Source organism: Nostoc sp. LEGE 12447, from assembly GCF_015206985.1.
Lineage (GTDB): Bacteria > Cyanobacteriota > Cyanobacteriia > Cyanobacteriales > Nostocaceae > Nostoc.
In genome coordinates this window covers 45,933-70,587 of sequence record NZ_JADEXT010000010.1, presented here as the reverse complement: position 1 = coordinate 70,587, position 24,655 = coordinate 45,933, and the positions used below count along the sequence as shown (strand labels likewise).

16 protein-coding genes are annotated in these 24,655 nt (G+C 41.6%); 15 read left to right on the top strand and 1 reads right to left on the bottom strand.

The window, feature by feature from the left end; all coding sequences use genetic code 11:
- The first annotated feature begins 36 nt into the window (after nucleotides 1-36).
- Complete coding sequence (locus tag IQ274_RS13565) at nucleotides 37-1,590, top strand: M23 family metallopeptidase (RefSeq protein WP_194142558.1); 1,554 nt, start codon at nucleotides 37-39, stop codon at nucleotides 1,588-1,590.
- Between the two features lie 85 nt (nucleotides 1,591-1,675).
- On the opposite strand, the gene IQ274_RS13560 is transcribed toward IQ274_RS13565, so the two are convergent.
- Nucleotides 1,676-2,356, bottom strand: coding sequence for a riboflavin synthase (locus IQ274_RS13560; RefSeq protein WP_163934347.1), 681 nt, complete (start codon nucleotides 2,354-2,356; stop codon nucleotides 1,676-1,678).
- Between the two features lie 340 nt (nucleotides 2,357-2,696).
- On the opposite strand from IQ274_RS13560, the gene IQ274_RS13555 reads away from it, so the two are divergent.
- The 14 genes from IQ274_RS13555 to IQ274_RS13490 all read left to right on the top strand — a co-directional run bounded on the left by IQ274_RS13555 (nucleotide 2,697) and on the right by IQ274_RS13490 (nucleotide 24,483).
- A complete protein-coding gene (locus tag IQ274_RS13555; protein ID WP_012406891.1) occupies nucleotides 2,697-3,194 on the top strand; it encodes a bifunctional nuclease family protein in 498 nt (165 codons plus the stop codon).
- A 149-nt stretch (nucleotides 3,195-3,343) separates the two neighbouring features.
- The gene (locus IQ274_RS13550) at nucleotides 3,344-4,474 is read left to right on the top strand and encodes an aldo/keto reductase (RefSeq protein ID WP_163934353.1); all 1,131 of its coding nucleotides are present in this window, start codon (nucleotides 3,344-3,346) and stop codon (nucleotides 4,472-4,474) included.
- 210 nt (nucleotides 4,475-4,684) lie between these two features.
- On the top strand, nucleotides 4,685-6,448 hold the full coding sequence (locus IQ274_RS13545; RefSeq protein ID WP_322745231.1) for an ABC transporter ATP-binding protein: 1,764 nt from the start codon (nucleotides 4,685-4,687) through the stop codon (nucleotides 6,446-6,448).
- Between the two features lie 393 nt (nucleotides 6,449-6,841).
- Nucleotides 6,842-10,369, top strand: coding sequence for a methionine synthase (gene metH, locus IQ274_RS13540; protein ID WP_194142557.1), 3,528 nt, complete (start codon nucleotides 6,842-6,844; stop codon nucleotides 10,367-10,369).
- 420 nt (nucleotides 10,370-10,789) lie between these two features.
- A complete protein-coding gene (locus IQ274_RS13535; RefSeq protein WP_194142556.1) occupies nucleotides 10,790-12,166 on the top strand; it encodes a glycosyltransferase in 1,377 nt (458 codons plus the stop codon).
- A gap of 642 nt (nucleotides 12,167-12,808) precedes the next feature.
- On the top strand, nucleotides 12,809-17,419 hold the full coding sequence (hpsA, locus tag IQ274_RS13530; protein ID WP_194142555.1) for a hormogonium polysaccharide biosynthesis protein HpsA: 4,611 nt from the start codon (nucleotides 12,809-12,811) through the stop codon (nucleotides 17,417-17,419).
- Nucleotides 17,420-17,523: 104 nt separating this feature from the next.
- Nucleotides 17,524-18,240, top strand: a complete 717-nt coding sequence (gene hpsB / locus IQ274_RS13525; RefSeq protein WP_194142554.1) for a hormogonium polysaccharide secretion pseudopilin HpsB — start codon at nucleotides 17,524-17,526, stop codon at nucleotides 18,238-18,240.
- Nucleotides 18,241-18,306: 66 nt separating this feature from the next.
- On the top strand, nucleotides 18,307-19,287 hold the full coding sequence (gene hpsC, locus IQ274_RS13520) for a hormogonium polysaccharide secretion pseudopilin HpsC (protein WP_175586509.1): 981 nt from the start codon (nucleotides 18,307-18,309) through the stop codon (nucleotides 19,285-19,287).
- Between the two features lie 38 nt (nucleotides 19,288-19,325).
- On the top strand, nucleotides 19,326-20,018 hold the full coding sequence (locus IQ274_RS13515; protein WP_194142553.1) for a pilus assembly FimT family protein: 693 nt from the start codon (nucleotides 19,326-19,328) through the stop codon (nucleotides 20,016-20,018).
- Nucleotides 20,019-20,219: 201 nt separating this feature from the next.
- Entirely contained in the window at nucleotides 20,220-21,179 is a 960-nt protein-coding gene (gene hpsE, locus IQ274_RS13510; protein WP_194142552.1) for a hormogonium polysaccharide biosynthesis glycosyltransferase HpsE, read from the top strand.
- Between the two features lie 21 nt (nucleotides 21,180-21,200).
- Nucleotides 21,201-22,199 carry a hormogonium polysaccharide biosynthesis glycosyltransferase HpsE gene (gene hpsE / locus IQ274_RS13505; protein WP_194142551.1) on the top strand — a complete coding sequence of 333 codons (999 nt, stop codon included), beginning with the start codon at nucleotides 21,201-21,203 and terminating at the stop codon, nucleotides 22,197-22,199.
- Complete coding sequence (locus IQ274_RS13500) at nucleotides 22,192-23,268, top strand: glycosyltransferase (RefSeq protein WP_194142550.1); 1,077 nt, start codon at nucleotides 22,192-22,194, stop codon at nucleotides 23,266-23,268. Before hpsE (IQ274_RS13505) ends, IQ274_RS13500 begins: the two co-directional genes overlap by 8 nt.
- Complete coding sequence (locus IQ274_RS13495; RefSeq protein ID WP_163927331.1) at nucleotides 23,234-23,803, top strand: GspH/FimT family pseudopilin; 570 nt, start codon at nucleotides 23,234-23,236, stop codon at nucleotides 23,801-23,803. The genes IQ274_RS13500 and IQ274_RS13495 overlap by 35 nt, the downstream gene beginning before the upstream one ends.
- A 32-nt stretch (nucleotides 23,804-23,835) precedes the next feature.
- Nucleotides 23,836-24,483 carry a TIGR04282 family arsenosugar biosynthesis glycosyltransferase gene (locus IQ274_RS13490; protein ID WP_194142549.1) on the top strand — a complete coding sequence of 216 codons (648 nt, stop codon included), beginning with the start codon at nucleotides 23,836-23,838 and terminating at the stop codon, nucleotides 24,481-24,483.
- The last annotated feature ends 172 nt before the right edge of the window (nucleotides 24,484-24,655 follow it).

Below are 24,655 nucleotides of genomic sequence, written 5' to 3'. Positions count from 1 at the left end.
TCTCTTTAGGCTAATTACACACAACTGAGAGAACAAATGACGCAGCGCAATAATTCTGCCCATCATCGTTTGCATTTATGGCAGCAAGGTCTAACAAAAAAACGTTTTGCCTCAACACTACCAGCTCAGAGCCTCTGTTGGCTGAGTAGCGTCAGCCTCCTTAGCGGCGGCTTTGTGTTTGCCCAAACGGAAACACAAGTAGATAATATCGTTCCCACTGTTGAAACTTCCCAGCCAACAGTAGTTCCAAATCTAGTTAAAAAGCAGGCTGTTGCACCCGAAGCAGTTCAAGCACAACCGGAATTTTCCCAACGGCGAGCCAGACTCAAACAGAGACTACGCAAGCCAGAGGTAGCTCAATCAAAAGAACCAGTTAGGCAGTCTACACCCAAAATTGAAGTTGCTGAACCTGTTGTTATTATCAGACAGTCAAAACCCAAAGTAGAAACCTCCCAGGTTACTCCTGCAAGGGTGAGACAGGAAAAACCCAATACCCCTGTCCGCTATGCACCTGAAAAACTCCCAGAAGTTGCTCAACCATCGAATAACTCCAACAGTTCTGTTAGTGCAACGCCAGGTAAAACCAAGGATTATAATAACGCCTATATTGATCCTAATAGTTATGACAGTGGTGCTACAGGTACTTATCAAGCACCAAATTCTGTAATTCTCACAGAACGCTCTAGTGGTTGCCGAGCGATTTTGCCTTCAGGACAAAGCGTATTAGGCGGCGTTTGCGCCAAAGTACCCCAAAGGAATGTAGCTGATTCTAATGGAAAAGCAGCACCTAATTGGCTAAGAAGAAGTCAAAACGCCCAATTGCCAGTAGTTACAACCGCGCGGCAAGTTGCAACGACTGGCAACAACAGCAGATGGCGTGCTACTCAAAATGGTTATAGTGGTGACACCAAGACCGCATATCGCCCGAATCGATTTATCCCGAATCCCAGCGAGTTCAGCCCCACAAGAGTGAGTGCAACTCCTATCGCACCCAGTGGCGGGACTTTACCGCCACCAATGGCAGATGGCAACATTGCACCCCGTCCAAGTAACGTAGCTTACGACTTCTCACTAGCATCGGTATTGCCACAAATTCCCTACACAGGGGCAGTTGCCTATAATGGGACGGGGATGATGTATCCCTTGTCTATACCCGCTCCCATTACCTCGTTGTTTGGTTGGCGAGTTCATCCAATTACAGGTAATCAACGCTTCCATGCTGGTACAGACTTAGGTGCGCCTACGGGAACACCAGTTTTAGCAGCAGCAGCTGGTCAAGTCGAAACTGCTAACTGGATGGGTGGTTATGGTTTAACCGTTATCCTCAATCACAAATCTGCTGAACAAACTCTCTACGGTCACATGTCAGAAATCCTTGTTCAACCCGGTCAATGGGTACAACCTGGAACTCTCATCGGCCGAGTTGGCAGCACCGGGGCATCCACAGGCCCTCACCTGCACTTTGAAGTCCGCCACCTAACACCTAACGGTTGGGTTGCTACTGACCCAGGCGTGGAATTACAAAGCGCCCTCAGCCAGTTAGTAAGAGGCTTGCAAACCGCCCAGGTAAGCCAAGAACCAGGCAGCTAGAAGAAGCTGAGGGGCAGGGGAGCAGGGGAAGCAGGGGAAGAATATACTAATGCCCCATTCCCCATTCCCCATTCCCAATTCCCAATTACAAATACCCGTGTTCTGCTAAGAATGCGGGTGTAATGCCATCTAAACTTGTTTCATCATGGGCTGTGGTGTTTGGGTTGCCAGAGTAAAGGAATTTTTCGACGTATTTGCCGAGAATATCCCCTTCTAGATTCACCAAACTCCCAGCAACCAAATAGCGAAGATTTGTCTCGCTATATGTGAGGGGAATTACCGCCACCTTGAACTGAGAGAGTTCTGAGTCATAAGCGGCTACTGTGAGACTGATGCCGTTGACAGCTATGCTACCTTTGGGGACAATGTATCGTGCGATCGCATCAGATGCAATAAAGGTCATTTCCCAAGAACTAGCCGTTTGTTCTGCCACTAGCAATCGACCGATGCCATCTACATGACCCATCACAAAATGACCGCCAACTTTGCTGCCCACCTTTAGCGACGCTTCTAAATTGACATATCTCTGTTGCGTTTGCTCACCTCCCAACGTCGTGCGGCGTAGCGTTTCCGGCGAAGCTGTGGCGATAAACCCGTCTTTTAAAACTTTTTCCACTGTCAAGCAAACGCCATCTACTGCAACACTGTCACCATAAGCCAAATCTTGCATAATTACTTCACCAGAATGGCTTACACAAGTAATTTGCCAAGAATCGCCCCCCAAGGGTTCTATCGTTCCTAATGCTTGGATTAATCCTGTAAACACGGCTTTTTTGTCAAACTAACTCTATTTATTGCCTAAATTTGCCTGAAATGAATTGGTAATTGTCACAGAAATGTCGAACATCCAAGTATATTTTCTGACTTTTTTTCGTATAGGAATATTAACACATTAGCATCCTTCACAAGGCATACTTGGGTAAGAAGGTTATTGTCTAAGAAGACCAATTTGACTTACTCTGGTTTTCACCACAAGTTCGGAGTTTAATAGAAGCAATTATAGAGAACGAATGCTTATGTTTATTACTGTCACCAAACCGCCTAAGAAAGGGTACTATTTGTTACACGGCATCCAAGGCTCTCAAAGCATTGTAGAGGCTTAGGCAATGATTGAAATGAAAGTCGCTGGCATAGCATTAGATGCCATAACCCGCAGCCCGATCGTCCTTTTGAAAGATTCTTCAGATCGGCGGGCTTTGCCAATTTATATTGGTCAGGAACAGGCTAGGGCAATTATGGGCGCACTGGAGAATCAAAAGCCTCCCAGACCCTTAACCCACGACCTGATTGTGAATCTTTTAGAGACTTGGAATATGACTCTAGAAAAGGTGATCATTCATTCCTTGCAAAAGGATACATTTTATGCAGCTTTAATTGTCCAGCAAGGCGAGGTCAAAAAAGAAATTGACGCACGTCCTAGCGATGCGATCGCCATTGCTCTCCGTACAAATACCCCCATCTGGGTAATGGAAGAAGTGATTGCCGATGCTTCTATCCCTGTTGACCGCGATGCAGATGAAGCCGAACAGCAAGCCTTCCGTGAATTTATTTCTAATCTCCGTCCTGAAGATTTGATCAAGCGCTTTGGTAATGGCGACAGCTAGAAAAGTGCTGAGTGCTGAGTGCTGAGTGCTGAGAAAGAATAGAGAATCTTAAAAGTAAATTCTTTATTCTTTCTTTTTTTACTTTTCACTCTTGTACAGACAATATTAATCGTCTTTCTACTCAGCACTCACTACTCAGCACTCAATTTATGCAATACCGACGCTTTGGCAAAACGAATCTGCACCTCTCGGTTTTCTCCTTGGGAACAATGCGCTACCTGGCTGATTTTGAAAATGCTCACCAGATCATTGAACAAGCCTTAGCGCTAGGAATTAATCATCTAGAAACTGCTAGAGGTTACGGCAAAAGCGAGGAGTATCTTGGTAGGGCATTAAAAGCTGGGTTATCAGTACCCCGAACGAAGCTTTACATCACTACCAAAATCTCAGCTACAGCAGATGCTGACACCATGCGTCGGTGCATCGATGAATCCCTAGAACGATTACAGCTAGATTATTTAGATTGTTTAGGGGTTCATGGCTTGAACACTTGGCAACATTTGGAGTGGGTGCAAGCCAAAAATGGCTGTATGCAAGCCGTAGAAGAAGCTGTTGCTGATGGTCGAGTGCGACACGTGGGTTTTTCCAGCCACGGGTCATTAGAGCTAATTGAGGCAGCTATCAAAATAGATTTTTTTGAGTTTGTCAATCTGCATTATTACTATTTTTTTCAACGGCACGCACCAGCAATTCAACTAGCTGCCGAAAAAGATATGGGCATTTTCATTATTTCCCCTGCTGACAAAGGGGGAAAGCTGTATACGCCACCCCAAACCCTAAAAGATTTGTGTCAGCCGTATTCCCCCTTAGAACTAAGCTATCGTTTTTTACTTGCTGACAACCGTATTAATACTTTAAGTATAGGGCCAGCCAACCCAGATGAATTAATAGAACCTTTGCAAGTTGCTGACCATAATGGAGAGCTAAAATCAGCAGAAATTTCTGCTTTCCAGAGGTTAGAAAATCACCAAAAATTTGCTTTGGGAACTGATAAATGTAGCCAATGTTATGCTTGTTTGCCTTGTCCAGAAAATATCAATATTCCAGAGATATTGCGGTTACGTAATCTCGCAGTGGCATACGACATGAAAGACTATGGACAATATCGTTACGGAATGTTTGAAAATGCTGGTCACTGGTTCCCTGGAATGAAAGGCGATCGCTGTACAGAGTGCGGAGACTGTTTACCTCGGTGTCCAGAAAAGTTAGATATTCCAGCTTTATTATCAGATACTCACCAAAAATTAAGTGGGAAAGCAGGTCGGAGGTTGTGGGGATAAAAATGTAAGCATGAGAGTCACCACTTAGTCGCACACCCGTGATTCTGGCTCCTGAGTTCTAACTTCTTTTTTGGTAAAATTAATAAAGATTAAATAAAGTCAGGAAGATCCGCCCAAGCTGGGGTATCTTGTCCAAAAAAAGATGAAAATTAAAAAAAAAGAAATATCCTACGCCAATCCCTGACGGTTTTCCGCTACAGTGGACGGGCTGTGAACTTGGTATGGACTACTAGCCGATCGCTTACCATTCTGCTGGCGAGTTTAACTTTAGTGGCTGGTCTTTTACCAGCGGCGATATCCTACATCAGTAAATTAATTGTTGATGCAGTGGTATTTGCCTCTCAAGTGAATTCACAAAACAATGGTTTTGTCAATATTTATCCTTCCCTATTTTATGTAGGATTAGAAGCGATCGCTGTAATTCTACTAGCAGGTAGTCAGAGGGGAATCCTCATTTGCCAGTCTTTATTACGGGCGCTAATGGGTCAGCGAGTGAATGTACTCATCTTAGAAAAGGCGCTGACACTGGATCTTAGGCAGTTTGAAGACTCAGAATTTTATGACAAATTGACCAATGCCCGACGAGAAGCATCAGTTCGTCCACTTTCGTTAGTAAACCGCACCTTTGGATTGGTGCAAAATGCCCTTTCCCTGATTACCTACGGTATTTTGCTAGTAAATTTCTCAGCTTGGGCGGTGGTGGTGCTGATTTTGGCAGCGATGCCTGTATTTATTGCCGAAACAAAGTTTGCTGGAGAAGGCTTTCGCCTATTTAGTTGGCGGGCGGCAGAAACTCGTCAACAGCACTACTTAGAAAATCTGCTAGCAAGAGAAGATTTTGTCACAGAAGTCAAACTCTACCAGTTGGGAGAGATGCTACTAGGGCGTTACCGCAACCTGTTTCATCAACTCTATGGCGAAGACCGCGATTTGACTCTGCGGCGAGGATTGTGGGGCTATCTCCTGGGTTTAGTCAGTACTGGTGCTTTTTACCTAGCTTATGCTTGGATTGTAGTAGAAACAGTACAAGGTAAGATTTCCTTGGGAGATATGACCATGTATCTCACCGTTTTTCGTCAAGGACAATCAACTTTCTCCAATGCCCTCACATCTATTGGAGGGATGTATGAAGACAACCTATATTTATCAAATCTCTATGATTTCTTAGAAGAAGAAGTACCAAAGTCTTGGGGTAAGGCAACCATTGGTTTAAATCCTCAAGATGGTATCCGTTTTGAGAACGTATCATTTACTTATCCAGGAAGTTCTAAGCCAGCCTTGACAAACATTTCGCTACACTTGAAACCCAAAGAAAAACTGGCAATTGTGGGTGAAAACGGTTCCGGTAAGACTACTTTAATCAAACTACTTACCCGACTCTACACCCCAGACTCTGGACGAATTTTCTTAGATGGCTTGGACTTGCAGGAATGGGATGTGGATGTGTTGCGTCGTCGTATTGGTGTGATTTTCCAAAACTTTGTCCGCTATCAGTTCACTGTGGGCGAGAATATCGGCGTGGGTGATGTAGAACATCTCGAAAATAAAAACCGTTGGCAAACTGCTGCCGAAAAAGGCATGGCCCAATCTTTTATTGACCAATTACCCCAAAGCTTCCAGACTCAACTTGGTCGTTGGTTTAAGGGAGGACAGGAACTTTCTGGGGGACAGTGGCAGAAAATTGCTTTGTCTCGTGCTTTTATGCGATCGCAAGCAGATATCTTAGTATTGGATGAACCAACATCAGCAATAGATGCCCAAGCTGAATTTGAGATTTTCAATCATTTTCGCGCTATTACTCAAAATCAGATGGTACTTTTGATTTCCCATCGCTTCTCTACAGTCCGAATGGCTGACAAAATCGTAGTTATAGAAAACGGCGAAGTTATAGAACAGGGAACTCACGAAGAATTATTACAGCTAAAAGGACGTTATGCCAAGTTGTTTCTGTTACAAGCAGCAGGTTATCAGTAAATCGCTATTTGAAGGAGGCAGGAGGCAGAAGGCAGAAGGCAGGAGGTTTTATTAAGAAGGGGATTCAGACACCTCCTTAATAAGAGCCACCAAATTTTCAATTTGCTGTTCTTGTCTTAAACCCCTGTTCCCTTTGGTCACGGCAGGAAACAGATAGCGCCGGCGGCGAGCGAGTCTGCGTACTCCTACGGAGAAGCAAGCTACGCGCAGCGTCTCGTAGAGAGCGTCGTCGGACATTTTTCCTCCTGCCTCCTGCCCTCTGCCTCCTGCCTTCCTTGATAAAGAAAACCAGACTTTATTAAAGGCTGCCACAAATATCACAATTTTGGAAAATAATAAAGTAAGTCGAGTATCACAAGACTCACTTGATGTCCTCATTTCTTCTAGGAAAATATGACTCATTCTTTCCTTGAACGCCTGCGTAGTCCAGATAGCCCAGTCCTCGTTTTCGACGGGGCGATGGGAACCAACCTGCAAACCCAAAACCTGACTGCTGAAGACTTCGGCGGCCCACAGTATGAAGGTTGTAACGAATACTTAGTCCACACCAAACCCGAAGCTGTCGCTAAGGTTCACCGTGATTTTCTCGCTGCTGGTGCAGATGTGATTGAAACCGATACCTTTGGTAGTACGTCCTTAGTGCTGGCAGAATATGACTTAGCAGACCAAGCATATTACCTCAGCAAGACAGCCGCAGAACTGGCGAAGCGTGTGGCTGCGGAATTTTCCACCCCAGAAAAACCCCGGTTTGTGGCAGGTTCCATCGGGCCGACAACAAAACTCCCTACTTTGGGACATATTGACTTTGACACCATGAAAGCTACTTTTGCTGAACAAGCAGAGGCGCTGTGGGATGGTGGTGTTGATTTATTTTTGGTGGAAACTTGTCAAGATGTGCTGCAAATTAAGGCGGCGCTGAATGGAATTGAAGAAGTGTTTGCCAAAAAAGGCGATCGCCGTCCGTTAATGGTGTCTGTGACAATGGAAAGCATGGGCACAATGTTGGTTGGTTCAGAAATCAGTGCTGTGCTGACAATTTTGGAACCTTACCCAATTGACATTCTCGGTCTCAACTGCGCCACAGGCCCAGACTTGATGAAACCACATATCAAGTATTTGGCAGAACATTCACCTTTCATCGTTTCCTGTATACCCAACGCGGGTTTACCTGAAAACATCGGCGGTCAAGCGCACTACCGCCTGACACCGTTGGAATTACGGATGTCGCTGATGCATTTTGTTGAAGATTTGGGTGTCCAAGTGATCGGGGGTTGCTGTGGGACGCGTCCAGAACACATTCAACAATTGGCAGAACTAGCCAAAGACCTGAAGCCAAAAGTTAGACAACCTAGCTTAGAACCAGCAGCAGCATCAATTTACACCACTCAGCCTTATGACCAAGATAATTCCTTCTTGATTGTTGGTGAACGTCTAAACGCCAGTGGCTCCAAGAAGTGCCGCGATTTGCTAAATGCCGAAGATTGGGATGGACTCGTTTCAATGGCGAGGGCGCAAGTCAAAGAAGGCGCACACATCCTAGATGTCAACGTCGATTATGTAGGACGCGACGGCGTGCGCGATATGCACGAATTAGTTTCACGCATTGTCAATAACGTGACATTGCCTTTAATGCTTGACTCCACCGAATGGGAAAAAATGGAGGCGGGTTTAAAGGTTGCCGGTGGTAAGTGTTTGCTGAACTCCACCAACTACGAAGATGGGGAACCGCGCTTTTTGAAGGTGCTGGAGTTAGCGAAGAAATACGGTGCTGGTATAGTCATTGGTACTATTGATGAAGATGGCATGGCGCGAACAGCCGATAAAAAGTTTGCGATCGCTCAACGCGCATACCGTCAAGCTGTAGAATATGGCATACCACCCACAGAAATATTCTTTGATACCCTCGCGTTACCAATTTCCACCGGGATTGAAGAAGACCGAGAAAATGGTAAAGCCACAATTGAATCTATCCGGCGCATTCGTGAGGAATTGCCTGGATGTCATGTGATTTTGGGTGTTTCCAATATTTCCTTTGGTTTGAATCCAGCCTCGCGAATGGTGCTGAACTCGGTGTTTTTGCACGAAGCGACGACGGCGGGAATGGATGCAGCCATTGTCAGTGCTAACAAGATTTTACCGTTATCCAAGATTGACGTCCGCCATCAAGAAATCTGTCGCCAGTTGATTTATGATGAGCGGAAGTTTGAGGGTAACGTCTGCGTTTACGATCCCTTGGGAGAGCTTACCACAGTGTTTGCCGGGGTGACAACTAAGCGCGATCGCTCCTTAGATGAAAGTCTCCCCATCCCAGAACGTCTCAAACGCCATATCATTGATGGCGAACGCATTGGCTTAGAAGAACATCTGAAAAAAGCCTTAGAAGAACATCCACCCTTAGAAATTATCAACACCTTCTTGCTAGATGGCATGAAAGTTGTCGGGGAATTATTCGGTTCTGGGCAAATGCAGCTACCCTTCGTTTTGCAATCAGCAGAAACCATGAAGGCGGCAGTTGCATTTTTAGAACCCTTCATGGAAAAATCAGAATCAGGCAACAATGCCAAGGGAACCTTTATCATTGCCACAGTCAAAGGCGATGTCCACGACATTGGTAAAAACTTGGTGGATATCATCTTGTCCAACAACGGCTACAAGGTGATTAACCTGGGAATTAAGCAGCCGGTAGAAAACATCATCAACGCCTACGAACAGCACAAAGCTGATTGTATTGCCATGAGTGGTTTGCTGGTAAAATCCACTGCCTTCATGAAAGAGAACTTGGAGGTATTCAACGAAAAGGGAATTAGTGTCCCCGTAATTTTAGGTGGTGCGGCGTTAACTCCCAAGTTTGTCTATGAAGATTGCCAAAATACCTATAAAGGTAAAGTCGTTTATGGCAAAGATGCCTTTTCTGACTTGCACTTCATGGATAAATTAATGCCAGCTAAAGCTACTGGTAACTGGGAAGATTTGCAGGGATTTTTGAACGAAATCGAAACGGCTGAAGTTTCGACGAATGGTAACAAAGAACCAAAAGCTAAGACTGCTGAAGAAACATCTGCTGAACCAAAAGTAGTAGACACGAGACGTTCTGATGCTGTGGCAATAGATATTGAACGTCCGACACCACCTTTCTGGGGAACGAAGTTATTGCAGCCTAGTGATATTCCCATCGAGGAAATATTCTGGCACTTAGATTTACAAGCTTTGATTGCTGGACAGTGGCAATTCCGCAAACCAAAGGAACAATCTAAGGAAGAATATCAGGCTTTCTTAGCTGAGAAAGTCTACCCAATTTTAGAAACTTGGAAACAGCGAATTATTGAAGAAAATCTGTTGCATCCCCAGGTGATTTATGGGTATTTCCCTTGTCAAGCGGAGGGGAATTCTCTACATATATATGATTCAGAGAACCAATCACAGCAGGTTACAACTTTTGAATTCCCCAGACAAAAGTCATTAAGGCGGCTGTGCATAGCAGATTTCTTTGCACCAAAGGAATCGGGAATTATTGATGTCTTCCCCATGCAGGCGGTGACTGTAGGGGAAATTGCCACAGAGTTTGCTCAAAAACTATTTGCGGTTAACCAATACACTGATTACCTGTATTTTCACGGTATGGCGGTGCAGGTTGCAGAGGCTGTAGCTGAATGGACACACGCCAGAATTCGCCGAGAGTTAGGTTTTACTGCTGAAGAACCCGATAATATTCGGGATATATTAGCACAACGCTATCGTGGCTCACGCTATAGCTTTGGGTATCCAGCTTGCCCGAACATCCAAGACCAATACAAGCAACTGGAATTATTGCAGACTAACAGAATTAAATTGTATATGGATGAAAGTGAACAACTTTATCCAGAACAGTCAACCACTGCAATTATTACTTACCACCCAGTAGCAAAATACTTTAGCGCTTAATCCATATCGCCTCCCCCTCTCCTTAATCTACGGTGTACACACATCTCTCTACAAAACCAAAATATTGTCGATCCTCCTAAATTCTCCTTAAAAAGTAGGACTTTGAGAGGTTCTTGCCCCCCTTTTTAAGGGGGGTTGGGGGGATCAAAAGCTTATGGGGCAACTCTTAAAGACTTGTGTGTACACCTTAGCTCTCTTTAATAAGGAGAGCAGGGTGGTTTCATACAAAGAAAGAAAGGTTAAAAAACCTATAAAGACGCGAAATTTCGTGTCTTTATCAAGTTTTTTGGGCTTAACTGAACGGTATTGAGGTGAGAATGGGCGATCTAGTTTGTATTGGAGTACAGATATTACTGGGTAATTCACAATACAGCGAATAAAATAGCAAGAGCAGATTTCCTGTCCTGGAGATTCCTCCCGATGAAAGTAATCCAAGCTCTTGCTCGTTATTTTCCAGATAAATGCGGTGGTATTCAAGTAAACCTCAACGATTTACTGCCAGAATTACGATCGCTCTTAGCGTTGGCAGAGCCTACGCATGATATTGACATCCTGATAGCAGCGGCCAAATTAGGTTCCCCACACGGTGATACTTACAAGTACAACGATGTAGAAGTTTATCGATATCCTGTATTCCCAGTACCTAAAACACAACCGAATCACGGTCAATTTCCTCATGGAAAATTTGAAGATTTTGCTAATTGGCTATCTCACCAAAAAGCAGACATCTACCATCAGCACCATTGGGAAGTATCTTGTGGATTGCCTCATCTACGTTTAGCAAAAGAATTAGGCATGGCAACGGTGGTAACAATCCATTATCCTCTGCCCTTATGCCAACGAACTACTCTGATGTTCAATGGACAACAGGCTTGTGATGGCAAAATAGACGTGGTGCGTTGTTCTCAGTGTGCTGATAGTTTAAGCAGAAAGCTGCCTGCTGCAATGGTCAAAGGTTTTAGCTATCTGCCCGAAGCTGTTGTCGGGAGAGTGCCATTGCCTGTAAGTGCTTATCTTCCTGCCTCAGTAGACAAAGGCAACTTAGGACAGTTTGTGCGTCCTTTTGTGATACCTGGTTATGTTACTGCCCGCAAAAAAAGCCTACTAGAAATGGCAAAATTTGCAGACCGCATTGTAGCAGTGTGTGATTGGCTTTATGAGGCTCTACTAATTAACGGCATTCCTGAAAAAAAACTCGTTCTCTCTCGACACGGAATTTCTGACGCTACACAAGAAAAATCAACACTTGTATTACAGCAATCTGGCACTTTAAAAGTAGTTTTTTTAGGACGCTGGGATATATATAAAGGTATTGATATCTTAGTCCAAGCAGTTAAAGATTTACCTGCGGTGATTCCCATTGAATTGATAATTCATGGCATAGCGCAAGATGAACGATATCGCCAAAAAATTTTTAACCTAATTGACAATGACCCCCGAATTCGCATAGAAAAACAACTAACTAGAGTTGAACTTCCCCAGGCTCTAGCCAATTATGACATCCTAGCTGTACCTTCCCAATGGTTAGAAACTGGGCCAATAGTAGTCTTAGAAGCCCATGAAGCCGGCCTCCCTGTAATTGGTTCCAATTTGGGGGGTATTGCCGAACTTGTAAAACATGGCATTGATGGTTGGTTAGTAACTGCTAATGATACTAAAGCTTGGACTCAAGCTCTTGAGCGATTAGCAACAGATACTAATTTACTTAATAAATTGCGCCAAGGTATTAAACCTGTTCGCACAGTAAATATGCAGGCAGCAGATTTAGCAACCATATATAAAAACCTACAACGGTAGTTTCAAAAATTAAATACTAGTCCTATAGTCTGTGCAAGCAACAGTGTAATTCAGCTATTGACTATTAAACCTAATTACTACGTATTTGCTTGAAATTATGAATATTTATTCTAACGCCTCCCTAATACAGGGGGGTTTTAAGTTTTTTCATATTATTTTGCCCCTAACTGATATTTTTACCTTAACACGTGGGTATTATAGCCTTAGTATGCTGACAACATCTTCATAAAGCTAGCTTTGAATGAAATGGATTTCTACAAAGTTAATTTTAAGTCATACTATTTTTCTATGAAAGTGAGCTTAATTAGCTTGGAAATGTAGGTTTTGTTTCTGTGATATCAGCCTTCTATATAAAAATAAATTTTTATCTCTTTAGTGGACATAAATTAAATAATTTCGAGAAGATCAGTATTTTTCGGTATTAACCAAAAAATGAACCTATGATATAAAGTGAATAAATCGTATTGGTTAATTTACTACTACAGGTTAATTTACTACTACATTTTTAAAAATGTTTAAACAAGGTTAATTTTTACATAAATCAAAAGTCTCACTTTTAGCTAAAACCTAAATAATAGGCTGAATACCTATAAATTCAAATATCCTCACATCCGTAAACAAACACTTAGCAGGGAAGCTTCTATGTCTGTAAAACGCAAGTTATTGAAGGCACTAATATTTTATTTAAAAAACCTTAGCAATCAGTTTTTATCTACAATAAAAAAGAAAATAATTTGGTTTCTAAGAACTATTTTTACAACTAATAGAAGGCGTGGTGCGGGAAATGCTGGTTTTGTTTTACCAACGGTAGCAATGGTATCTTTAGTTGTTGTACTGTTAACAACAGCAATTTTATTTCGCTCTTTTGAACGCTCTAAAAATGCTAGTAATGTTCGAGTAAATGAGGCTGCACTCAACGCTGCAACTCCAGCTATTGATCGAGCTAGAGCTAAAATAAATAAGCTGTTTCAAGACGGACGACTACCACGAGCCACACCAACAGATGATGCGTTGTATTCTACTTTGAGCGGCAATATCAATGAATATACATTTGGTGATGAAACTCAACTTCAACTAGCTCTAAATACCGATCAAAAAGCAAAAAGAACCGAAGATTCTGAAAAGAACAAGACACTAAATACTGCATGGCTATACCCTGTAGATACCGATAACAACGGCAAATTTGATAGCTACACACTTTATGGCGTTTACTTTAGAAATCCCCCTATAAACGCTGGTGTATATAAATATGCCAGAAATCCATTAGAAGCAAGAACTTTACCAATGACTGCTGGTAATGTCAGCGGAGATTGTGGAGATACACTAGGCACAAGCGCTACCTTAGTAGGTAATACTGGCTGGTTTAAAGTGGGCAATAAGTTGAAAAAAGCCTTTTTTGTTTATACAGCAACTGTTCCTATTACTACTACACCATCTAATACTAAGTACGAACTTTATAAAGGTAATAAAAGCTTTTCTGCTTTAGAGTATCAACAAGAACGTGTCCAAATTCCTGTAGTTAATAATGCTGTTCTTTATGAAGATGATATAGGACTTAGCCCCGGGCCAGCCTTCAGATTAAATGGACGAATTTTTACTAATAGTAATTTTCTCACTGGTTCACCAGCAAATAGTGTCAAGCTATTTCAAGTTAGTAGTAAGGATTCCTGTTTCTACGATGACGAGAATGCCAAAATAGTAATTGGTGGAAACTTGGGTGCTGGTGGCTTCACAGATACAAGTGACTTAGGTAATGTCACTAAAGTGCATTTATTTAGAAAAGGAGAAGCTACCGATCCTGTTGAAGTCGATTTTGCAAAATCAACTACTCCAGCATCAAATGAAGCGAATTTCATGGCTTATAACAGCCTTGCCTATACTCAGCGTATCACTCGCCTAGTTAACGCTCAAATAGCTACTACAAATCCTGATCCGACAGAAGTTACCAAAGGTATTCAACAACAAAAGGATAAGCTTGGTTTAGCAAGTTACACCACAGCAGAAAACGACGCACTACGCAAACAACAGCTACAGCTTTACTTTCAAAAGCGCACCCGCCGCGTACCTTACAAAGAAGTTGCTGCTGGGAGTGCTGAATCAGTTGCATTAGGTACATACGCCACAACTACTCCGCTTCAAGGCAGTGGCGATACCCTACGCCCTGTAGATGCTTGGATGTATCCTACCGATCCCACGGATGGTAAAACGGGTACTGGTTACAGTAATTTAACACTAAGTATCAGCAGTAATAAGCTGATACCTGGTGCAACGGAACCTACTAAACTACAAAAAGACTATGACGGAAAAGAACAATCCTTGGGTGACAGGGTTGTAATTGGTAACAATCTGCCTCAAATCTGGTGGGACAGCAATCAAAGCCTATTTGTCGGCCCAAATTTCCAAGATACCCAAAATATTAGTGGTGTTAACTGGGATCTACCAACGACACCTGCTACACCTCGCACTCGCCGCTCTCGCGTACAAATATTAGCTGATTTAGGCTCTACAGACCGAGATAAAGATTGGGAACTAGCAGCAGCTCAAGTTCCGAGTACCATACAAGACCCTTTTGGTGGTTTACGAGTGGTAACTGGTGCTGGGATTTATTTGCCTGATAGTTACACAGCCGCAAGTACTACTTTCACTTCAGCTACCAAAGAAATTTGGTCTGATCTGATGCCAGTGCCTCAAGCTCCAGCACCCACACAAAAGACTATTAAGCCATATTGGATGTATGATTACTCTGCTGTAGGCGCAAGTAATTATTCTTCAATACAGTATACATGGCCCGAAATTGCCGATCCAACTAAGACACCATCTCTGCGGATGCGAGCTACAGCTGTTTATCACTACAAAGCTACTAGTTACGACCAGCAAAGTCCACAGCCTATAGCTTGTGTAAGCAGCTTTTATGTCCCTACTAATAGCACTACTGCTAAAAATCAAACAGGGCTTCCAGCTTGGGCTTCAAATGCTAATAGTTCAGCTACAGGTGGTTTATCCAACAACGGCATAGTTTACGGGCCTCCAACTAAGGCAGTCAGTGATTATCAGGCCATACTGACTTATCAATCTCAATTAAAATATCCAAAAGGAGATATAAAAGGAGATCCAAAACGTCCAATAACTGATACAACTAATGCAGATTATTTAGCTGGACGTTCTATAGATGATGGACTGCTAGCAAAAGCTTTAGCAAAAACAGCAGCAAATCGTACTCTCTCCGAACAATCTACAATTCATGCTGCAATTTGCGCTCTACAAATTTTAGACGGCAGTATTTCTCCAGTAACCACTACACCTCCTATTCCTCACGGCGCAATTCAAGAAACTGCCTTTTTAGATCCAAGACAGGTTAAGGCAAATCAAACAAGCACTACAAGTACTGATTACGATCTTGCAACAAAAGACAGACAACCTTTAGAAATTCGCGCCACAGTATTAGATATCAACTCGCTTCGCACTACTACGTATGGTGGAGCAACTCCAGCGCAAGAATACTTACTGCCAAATAGTGGCATTATCTATGCTACTCGCAATGATGCACTGCCAGATTTGAGTTCAACCAAGACAGATCCAGAGGCGCAAAAACTTGAAAGCCCAGTAGATTATACGCTTGACCCAACGCGCCGACCTAATGCCATTATGCTCATCAACGGCTCACAAATCGGTCGCGGTACAAGTAATAATTATCGAGACGTAGAGAAAGGGTTGATTTTAGCTACCAATTTGCCTGTTTACGTTAAGGGGAACTTTAATCTTCACACCCAAGAAGAGTTCACAACAGCATTGTCAGATGATTGGAGCAATTTCTATACTCGCGCCAAAGCACAGCGCAATCCGAATTTCGCTTGTCGTCCAAATGATACAAGGCTACCAAACTGTACAACTGGTGATTTATGGCGGCCTGCATCTGTATTGGCAGATTCTGTTACTTTACTTTCTAATAACTTTAGATTGGGCTACCGCGATGAGGGAGATTATGACTGGAGTAATAGCTATAATGCTCCATTCCCAACACTATCTGGTTTCTCACAATACAATAGCTTTGTTCCTGTAGCTCGATGGCGCGACACCACTACAGGCATACCCAAAGACCTTGACTCAACTACAACAGGGTTCCAAGGTAGTTCCTACCTCAACAACTTTGTGACACCGATTGCGCTACAAATACCACCAGGGACATATTTGACGGAAGTTTGCTCTGCAACTAACGTAGCAGATTGTAGTGATCCGACAAAAGCGACAACTGCATGGACTATACAGACAGCCTGTGGAGGTGGAGGAGGTAATACGTTTTATAATGGTCAAATTGTTGGTAAAAATGGAAATCCAAACAATAGTCGAATAAAAACAGGATACATTTTTGATGATCCAGCGACGGATTATTCAGGAGGATGCTTTCCTGCAACGGCTCCTCGGAGAATTGCTTTTGTACGTGATGCAACAACTGGTCAGTTAGTTACTCCTCTTAGAGTCTTAGGAGTTGATAACACCAACCCTGGTAAGGTACAAGAATTTCCTCTAGGGTCAACAACATCAACTACAGGAGGAGGGCAAACACTATTACCGCCACCAAACGATGTGTTCATGCCCTGGCTGAAGCCTGTTATAACTGCTGGTGCTATCACTGGATTTGAACCAGTTCTACAAATTAACCAACCCTTTGCTACTCCTCAAGACCCAGACAACACTAATAATATTGTCTCTGGAACCCACAATAATTGGTTGCAAACAGCTACTGAAACTACCTTTAATTTAATTGCTGTGGCTGGAGATACCCCAGCACGTCCTACGGAAGATAACGGTGGTTTACACAACTTTGTGCGCTTCGTAGAAAATTGGAACCCAACAGGAGGAACAAGTGATGCCATTAAAGCTAGGATTAGTGGCTCTTTCGTCCAGACTAAACGAAGTGCCTATGCCACAGCATCATTCAACACATCTATATCAACTCAATCTGATAGTTTTAAGTATAAGATTCAAGGCAACAACAGCAGAACACCTTTCTATCTAGCTCCTACACGGCAATGGGGTTATGATGTAGCACTGCTATCTCAGTCGCCTGACTTATTAGCCCAAAAATTGGCAACCATACCAGATGATTTGCCAGATGAGTACTTCCGGGAAGTTGGTCGAGATGACGCATGGGTGCAAAGTTTGTTGTGTGCGAAAAAACCCGATACTAGCACTCCTCCTGTATATACTCCTGCAATCGATTCCGATCAACGTCCTAGTAACTGCCCATCTTAAAACTTCATACTACTCTCCTAAACTGTAACTTTAACTTTAGGGGAGTAAAATTTCTCAATTACGTTTTTGAATGCAAATTGGTATCAGAAGCTGGTGATAAGTGAATGATTAAGCACAAACTACAGCAACAAATCATCCCTGCTGATGAGTCTGGTTTTACGATTATTGAGTCTTTGGTAGCAATAGTTATAGTTGCTATTTTAATGGCAGCGATCGCACCTGCGATCGTCATCTCAACAGCAACCCGCGTTCAGTCTCGACGAGTGGAACTGGCAACCCAAGCGACAAAAGCATTTATTGATGCTATAAGAACTGGAGCAATTGCAGCGCCAAGTACAATCATTGCACGCGATCCTGTGAGTGCAACTACAACCCGAAATGTTTCAAATTCAACTCAAGCAGCAGCCTATTTAATTAGCAGTACAGAGATGCCTGTTCCGCAAGCAAGTGATACGAATTTGTATTGCTTTAAGGTTACTGATGGCACTATTACTACTACTAGTACTACAGCTTGTAGAGATAAGCCCTTTGAGCAGTTTTACATTCAAGCTGCTCAAGTTAAAGTCACAGGTAGTTCGGTAAACGACGGTTATCGTCTGGCAATTCGGGTTTATCGAACAGATATTGACTTTAGTAAAACTATAACAGCCAATACAGGGAACTCGAATAGTGATAAGAAAACACAAAAAACTTTCACAGGTGGATTGGGCGATCGTCAAGCACCATTAGTCGAAATGACAACCGACATTGGCAATACTAACACTACATTTCAGGCTTTATGCCGACGACTAGGTAATGCAACAAATCAAGCTTGCCAGTAAAGAACTAAGCAGTTTCACATTATGCGATGCTCACTGTGCATTTATTACTAAAGAGAATTCCAGAATATGGTGAGTACACTAAAATTCTTAATCAAAAGCCAGCTAAAACGCTCTAGGTTAGTTCAGCAAGTTAACGGTTTTACAATGATTGAATTGTTAATTGCCATGATCCTGGCATTCCTCATCATTACACCGTTGCTAGGATTCATGGTTAACATTATGGATACAGATCGAAAGGAGCAAGTAAAGGCAAATTCTGAGCAAGAAATTCAAACTGCGCTAGATTATATTTCCCGTGATTTACAACAGGCAATTTATCTTTATGATGCTGACGGAATTGAAGCTATAAAAAATCAATTACCTAATTCGAGCGCAACAGATAGAGTCCCGGTTCTTGTCTTTTGGAAGCGAGAATTAGTTAATCAAGCGCTTACAATTACAGGAACCGAAAAAGATGATACTTTTGTATACTCATTAGTTGCCTACTATTTAATTAAAGACGCTACTTCTAGTTCTACTTGGTCTAATGCAGCTCGGATTGCGAGATGGCAAATTAAGGATGGTGTACCAGCTAGTACTGGTGTTGATTGTACTGGCTACACTGGCAAATATATTAGTGGTAATTGTCCAAGTCCAGGTTTTACCCTATTTAAACTCGATGGAGTAGGCACTATTAATGACAAGATGAATGCTTGGGTAAAAGCCACAGAAACTTATACTGCTGATACTACAGTACTGGTTGACTTTATTGATCAAACCAAAACTGATGATACAACACCAGCACCTGCGGCAACTTGTCCTACTGATAACAACACATGGCAAAAAGTATCACCAAACACTGCTAGCTTTAATACACGTAATGCTGGCAAAATGACTGGTTTCTATGCGTGTATCGATAGGGTTAACACAACAGCACAGGTATTTTTACGAGGCAATGCACTCGCACGGTTACAAAGCAATAACCTTAATTACACAGATACCAACAAAACTTATTTTCCAAATGCAAGTATGCGCGTACAAGGGCGCGGATACTTATTTACTAAATAAGTGCTGAAAATTCAAGGATTAATTAATGGCAGCTAATTATGGGAAAGTTAAGTTTGAAGTTATTTAACCCAAACAGTAAAAATGAAACCAGTAAACAGCGATGTTTAATTCACAGACTACGCTATGCTTCTGGATACACCCAACAAGATGCTGGCTTTAGCTTGCTGGAATTAATTGTAGTGATGGTGATGATTGGAATTTTAGCAGCGATCGCAGCTCCTGGTTGGCTTGCCTTTGTGAATCGGCAGAAAGTGAATAAGGTTAACGACGCTGTTTTAGCCGCACTGCAAGAAGCACAGCGCGAAGCTAAAAACAAAAAACTTAGCTACAGTGTCAGTTTTCAGAAAAATAGCACAACCCAAAATGCAGAGGTTGCTGTTTATAATACCAATGCTGGAAGCCCTACATGGAAACCTTTAGGAGCAGATGTAGGCATCAGCTCTGATAAATTTCTGCTAGGTGCAAATCTCACCAGTCAAAACACTGCTGGTTCATCTGTCTCTTACACTTTAAGTGCGTCAACAAAAATTACCTTTGACTATATGGGGACTTTACCCAATGCAAGCTTTGGAACACCTGTAGCCCCTTCGACAGAGCCACCTGGGTTAAAAATAGTGGTAGCTGTACCAAGCTCTGCAAACTCCACATCGGCTAGTAGCGTCAAGCGATGCGTCATTGTGAAAACTCTCTTAGGCTCAATGCTCACAGCACAAGATGATAAATGCAGTTAAGTAGCTTATGCAGGAATCTTCATTTCAAATTACGTAATAATACTGTATATAAAACTGCACATTGATAGCAAAATTAAAACATCAGGTGCAGTTTTTAATGTTCGATAGATTTATTTAAGAGCCAGTAATAAACTAGCTATTGGTTCAATTTATAAAACAAAAAGCGTCTTAATCAAAATATCAAAATGTAAATTTTTTCAAATGACTGAAAACCTTGATATTACTATAGCAATCCCAACTTATAACGGTGAAAGTCGTTTACCAGAACTATTAGAACGACTACAAAACCAAATTCACACCGACAATTTATTTTGGGAAATTATAGTTGTAGACAATAACAGCACTGATAACACAGCTAAAGTTGTTGAAACCTATCAACAGAATTGGCAATGTTCTTACCCTTTGAAGTATTGCTTTGAAGCACAACAGGGGGCAGCCTATGCCCGAAAAAGGGCAGTTGCAGAAGCTAAAGGTAGATTAATAGGTTTTCTAGATGATGACAACTATCCAGTATCGAATTGGGTATATGCAGCTTATACTTTTGGTGAAAAATACCCCAAAGCGGGAGCTTATGGCAGCCAAATTCACCCTGACTGGGAAGTAGAACCACCAGAAAACTTTCAGAGAATTGCTCCATTCTTAGCAATTACAGAGCGAGGTAATTTACCGTTATTATATGAAGCATCTAAAAAATTGCTACCTCCCTCTGCCGGACTTGTAGTGCGTAAACAAGCGTGGCTAGAAAGTGTGCCAGATAAGGCGATTTTAACTGGGAGAGTTAAGGGTAATATGCTTACCAGTGAAGACTTAGAAATGTTGTCTTATATCCAAAAATCAGGATGGGAAATTTGGTATAACCCAGAAATGGAAATTTCCCATAGAATACCTAGTTTCCGTTTACAAAAAGACTATTTAATTCCCTTTTTTAGAGGAATTGGACTTAGCCGTTATGTAACTAGAATGGTTCATATCAAACAGATATATAGACCAATTGCTCTTTTATCTTATATGATAAATGACTTACGTAAAATTGCTTTCCACTTACTCAAATACCGAAGTAGACTCAAACACGATTTGGTAGTTGCTTGCGAAATGGAACTTTTTTTTAGTAGCTTCGTTAGCCCTTTTTATCTTTGGAAAAATGGATATTTTAAAAAATAAATTATCAAAGCATTAAGTATTATGGTCAACTTGTCAGTTGAAAGTTTAGATATTAGCATAGCTATCCCTGCCTATAACGGAGCAACCCGTTTACCTAAAGTTTTAGATAAGCTATTAAACCAGATAGGAGTAGAAAAACTTAACTGGGAAATTATTATTGTGGATAACAATAGTTCTGATAACACATCTGAAATAATCCAGAATTACCAAAAAATATATGATGAAAATTGTCGGTTAAGATATTTTTTAGAACCAAAACAGGGAGCCGCTTTTGCAAGATTGCGGGCAGTACGTGAAGCAAGAGGTGAGCTAATAGCGTTTTTAGATGATGATAATTTACCTGCTCCTGATTGGTTAGCTCAAGCATATACCTTTGGATTAGAGCATCCTCAAGCAGGTGCTTGGAGCGGACAGATTCATGGGGATTTTGAAGTAAAGCTGCCAGAAAATTTTGAAAGAATTCAAGCTTTTTTAGCAATCAGAGAACATGGTTCAAATCCGCATTTATTTGATGCAGAGAATTTAAGACTACCTCCTGCGGCAGCACTTGTTGTTAGGAAACAAGTATGGTGTGAAAATGTACCACAACAACCGACTTTAAGCGGCAAATTGCCTGGTATTTTTGTGCAGGGTGATGACTATGAACCATTGCTTTATATACATTATGCAGGCTGGCAAATTTGGTATAACCCTACCATGCATACTTATCATCAAATACCGCATTGGCGGCTGGAAAGAGATTATTTACTAACTTTGGCACGTGGCTGTGGTTTGTGTATTTTTCAGCTACGTTTGATAAATGCTAAAAATTGGCAAAAACCAATAATTTTTGTGAAAACTATTTTAGGAAATTTACGTAGAGTATTACAGCACCTCATTCAGTATAGAGGGCAATTTAAAACTAATCTAATTGCTCTTTTTGAGCTTAACTTTTACTTAGCTAGTATGATGAGTCCCTTTTATTCTTTAAGATGCAAGTTAGACAAAATCTTGAAAACAAGAAGTGTACAACATGATTAAGTCAACTTTAAATAAAACATTAGTTAGTGTAATTATCCCAGCTTACAATAGTGAAAAAACTATTAAAGCAACTATTGAATCTGTTTTAAATCAAAGTTTTCACAATCTAGAATTAATTGTAATAAATGATGGTTCCCAAGACTCAACCTTAGAAATTATTACAAAAATCCCAGACTCACGAATAAAAGTATTTTCCTATCCCAATGCCGGGGGAAACGTTAGTCGTAACCGAGGGCTACACCATGCTGTTGGAAAATTTGTTAGTTTCTTAGACGCAGATGATATTTGGACACCTGATAAAGTTAAATCTCAATTAAAGGCTTTGCAAGAAAACGTTACCGCAAAAGTCGCTTACAGTTGGACTGATTATATTGACGAAAATGGTGAATTTATACTTTCGGGTAAGCGTGTTAAAGCTAATGGAAATGTTTATGAAAATTTGCTACTAAATAACTTTTTAGAGAATGGTTCCAATCCTTTAATTTGTAGAAAATCTTTAATTGCATTAGGTGGCTTTGACGAATCCCTAGGTGCGGCTCAGGATTGGGATATGTGGCTGCGATTAGCCTCTAAGTTTAATTTTATATGTGTCCCATCTGTACAAATCTTATATCGCATAACTCCTAATTCAGTTTCTTGCAATCTTGTCAGACAGGAAAGATCCTGTTTGCAAGTGCTTGAGAGAGCCTATAAAAAAAGACCTTCTCTACGAGACGCTACACAAACAACACTAAAGGATAGTTGGAATCTTTGTCTGGCAAATTTATACAAATACCTGGTTTGCAAAGCTCTACAAAAGCCATTTAACAGAAAAAAAGGTCTAGCGGCGGCTATATTTTTGTGTAAGTATTTTATTTATGACCCTTCAAGACTTCAGAATATAAATTTCACCTTAAAACTGTCACTGAAAATTGTCACAATCCTTATTCTGCCGACCTTGCTAGACATTATTACTAACCAGCGTCAGGTTAGAAGGCAAGAAACTGAAACATTGCTCAACGACTGGGTAGTTGAAAAGCGATCAGAAAATAAAAATGGATATCCAGGTGCATTTACCGTCTCTAGTTAATGCAAAAAATTTTTTGAATAAGCACTCCAGTAGTGGTTTTACCCTACCAGAGATGTTAATAGTTGTTGTATTAATTACTATATTAGCTACGCTGGGAATATCTAATTGGCTAGCTTTTGTAGAGACTCGCCGTCTCAACACTGCTCAAAACGAAGTTCACCTTGCTATTCATCAAGCCCGAAGCCAAGCCACTAAAGAAAAGTTGACTTGGCAAGCTAGCTTTCGTGAGCAAAACGGCATTATTCAATGGGCAGTTCATCCTGCTACAGTAAACCCATCTACGGTTAACTGGAATAATATAGATTCCAATGTACGCTTAGATTCTGAGACAACCTTACAACTGTCAGATAACATACGTAAAGTTCAATTTGACTACAGAGGTAATGCTAAAAGCCCTAATGATCTAGGACGGATCACGCTATCCAGTAAGTCTGGTGGTAAAGTAAAGCGTTGTGTTATTGTTTCAACGATTTTAGGGGCAATGCGAACGGCAAAGGAGCATACTACAACCGATAACGACAAGTATTGCTATTAAAATATCTCTTAGTTTATTAAAAAAGGTATTGTGTGCTGAATTTACCAGCAAACCTAAAACAGCACCTGATTATTTTTACTCGCTATCCAGAACCAGGTAAGACAAAAACCCGATTGATACCTGCTTTAGGAAATCTTGGTGCTGCCAATCTTCAACGGGAAATGACTGAATATACAATATTTCAGGTTCAAGAATTGCAAAAAGCCATTGCCATATCTGTGGAAGTGCGATTTGCAGGTGGCGATTTGCAACTCATGCAAGACTGGCTTGGGTTAGATTTGGTTTACCAATCTCAAGGCGAAGGTGATCTAGGTTCACGGATGACGCGATCGCTTTTCGATGCTTTTCAATCTGGTGCAGAAAAAGTAATTATCATCGGCACAGATTGTCCTGGAGTCAATGCCGAGATTCTAGCAACAGCTTTTGAAAAGTTACACACCTTTGACCTCGTACTTGGGCCTGCGATCGATGGTGGATATTACTTAATTGGTTTGCGCCAAGCTATCCCGGAGTTATTCGTTAATATCGAGTGGGGAACTGCTCAAGTATTCCAGAAAACCGTAGACATTGCCCAAAAACTTCATTTATCATACGTGAATTTGTCGCCTTTAGCTGATGTTGACCGACCCGAGGATCTGCCAATTTGGGAACAAGCCCTTGTGGGTGAGGTGAAAGGATGAGGGAGATATAGTGATTTTTATATGGATGCACAACCCACTAGGGGTGCATCTGTGCGCCCCTACAAAATGCCTATGTTGCAAGCGATTGAGAACTGAAAACAAGGGAAATCGGGTAATTAATGAGTCTTTTCTGACGTTACCGATTATACTTATATTTTAAAATACTAGGAAT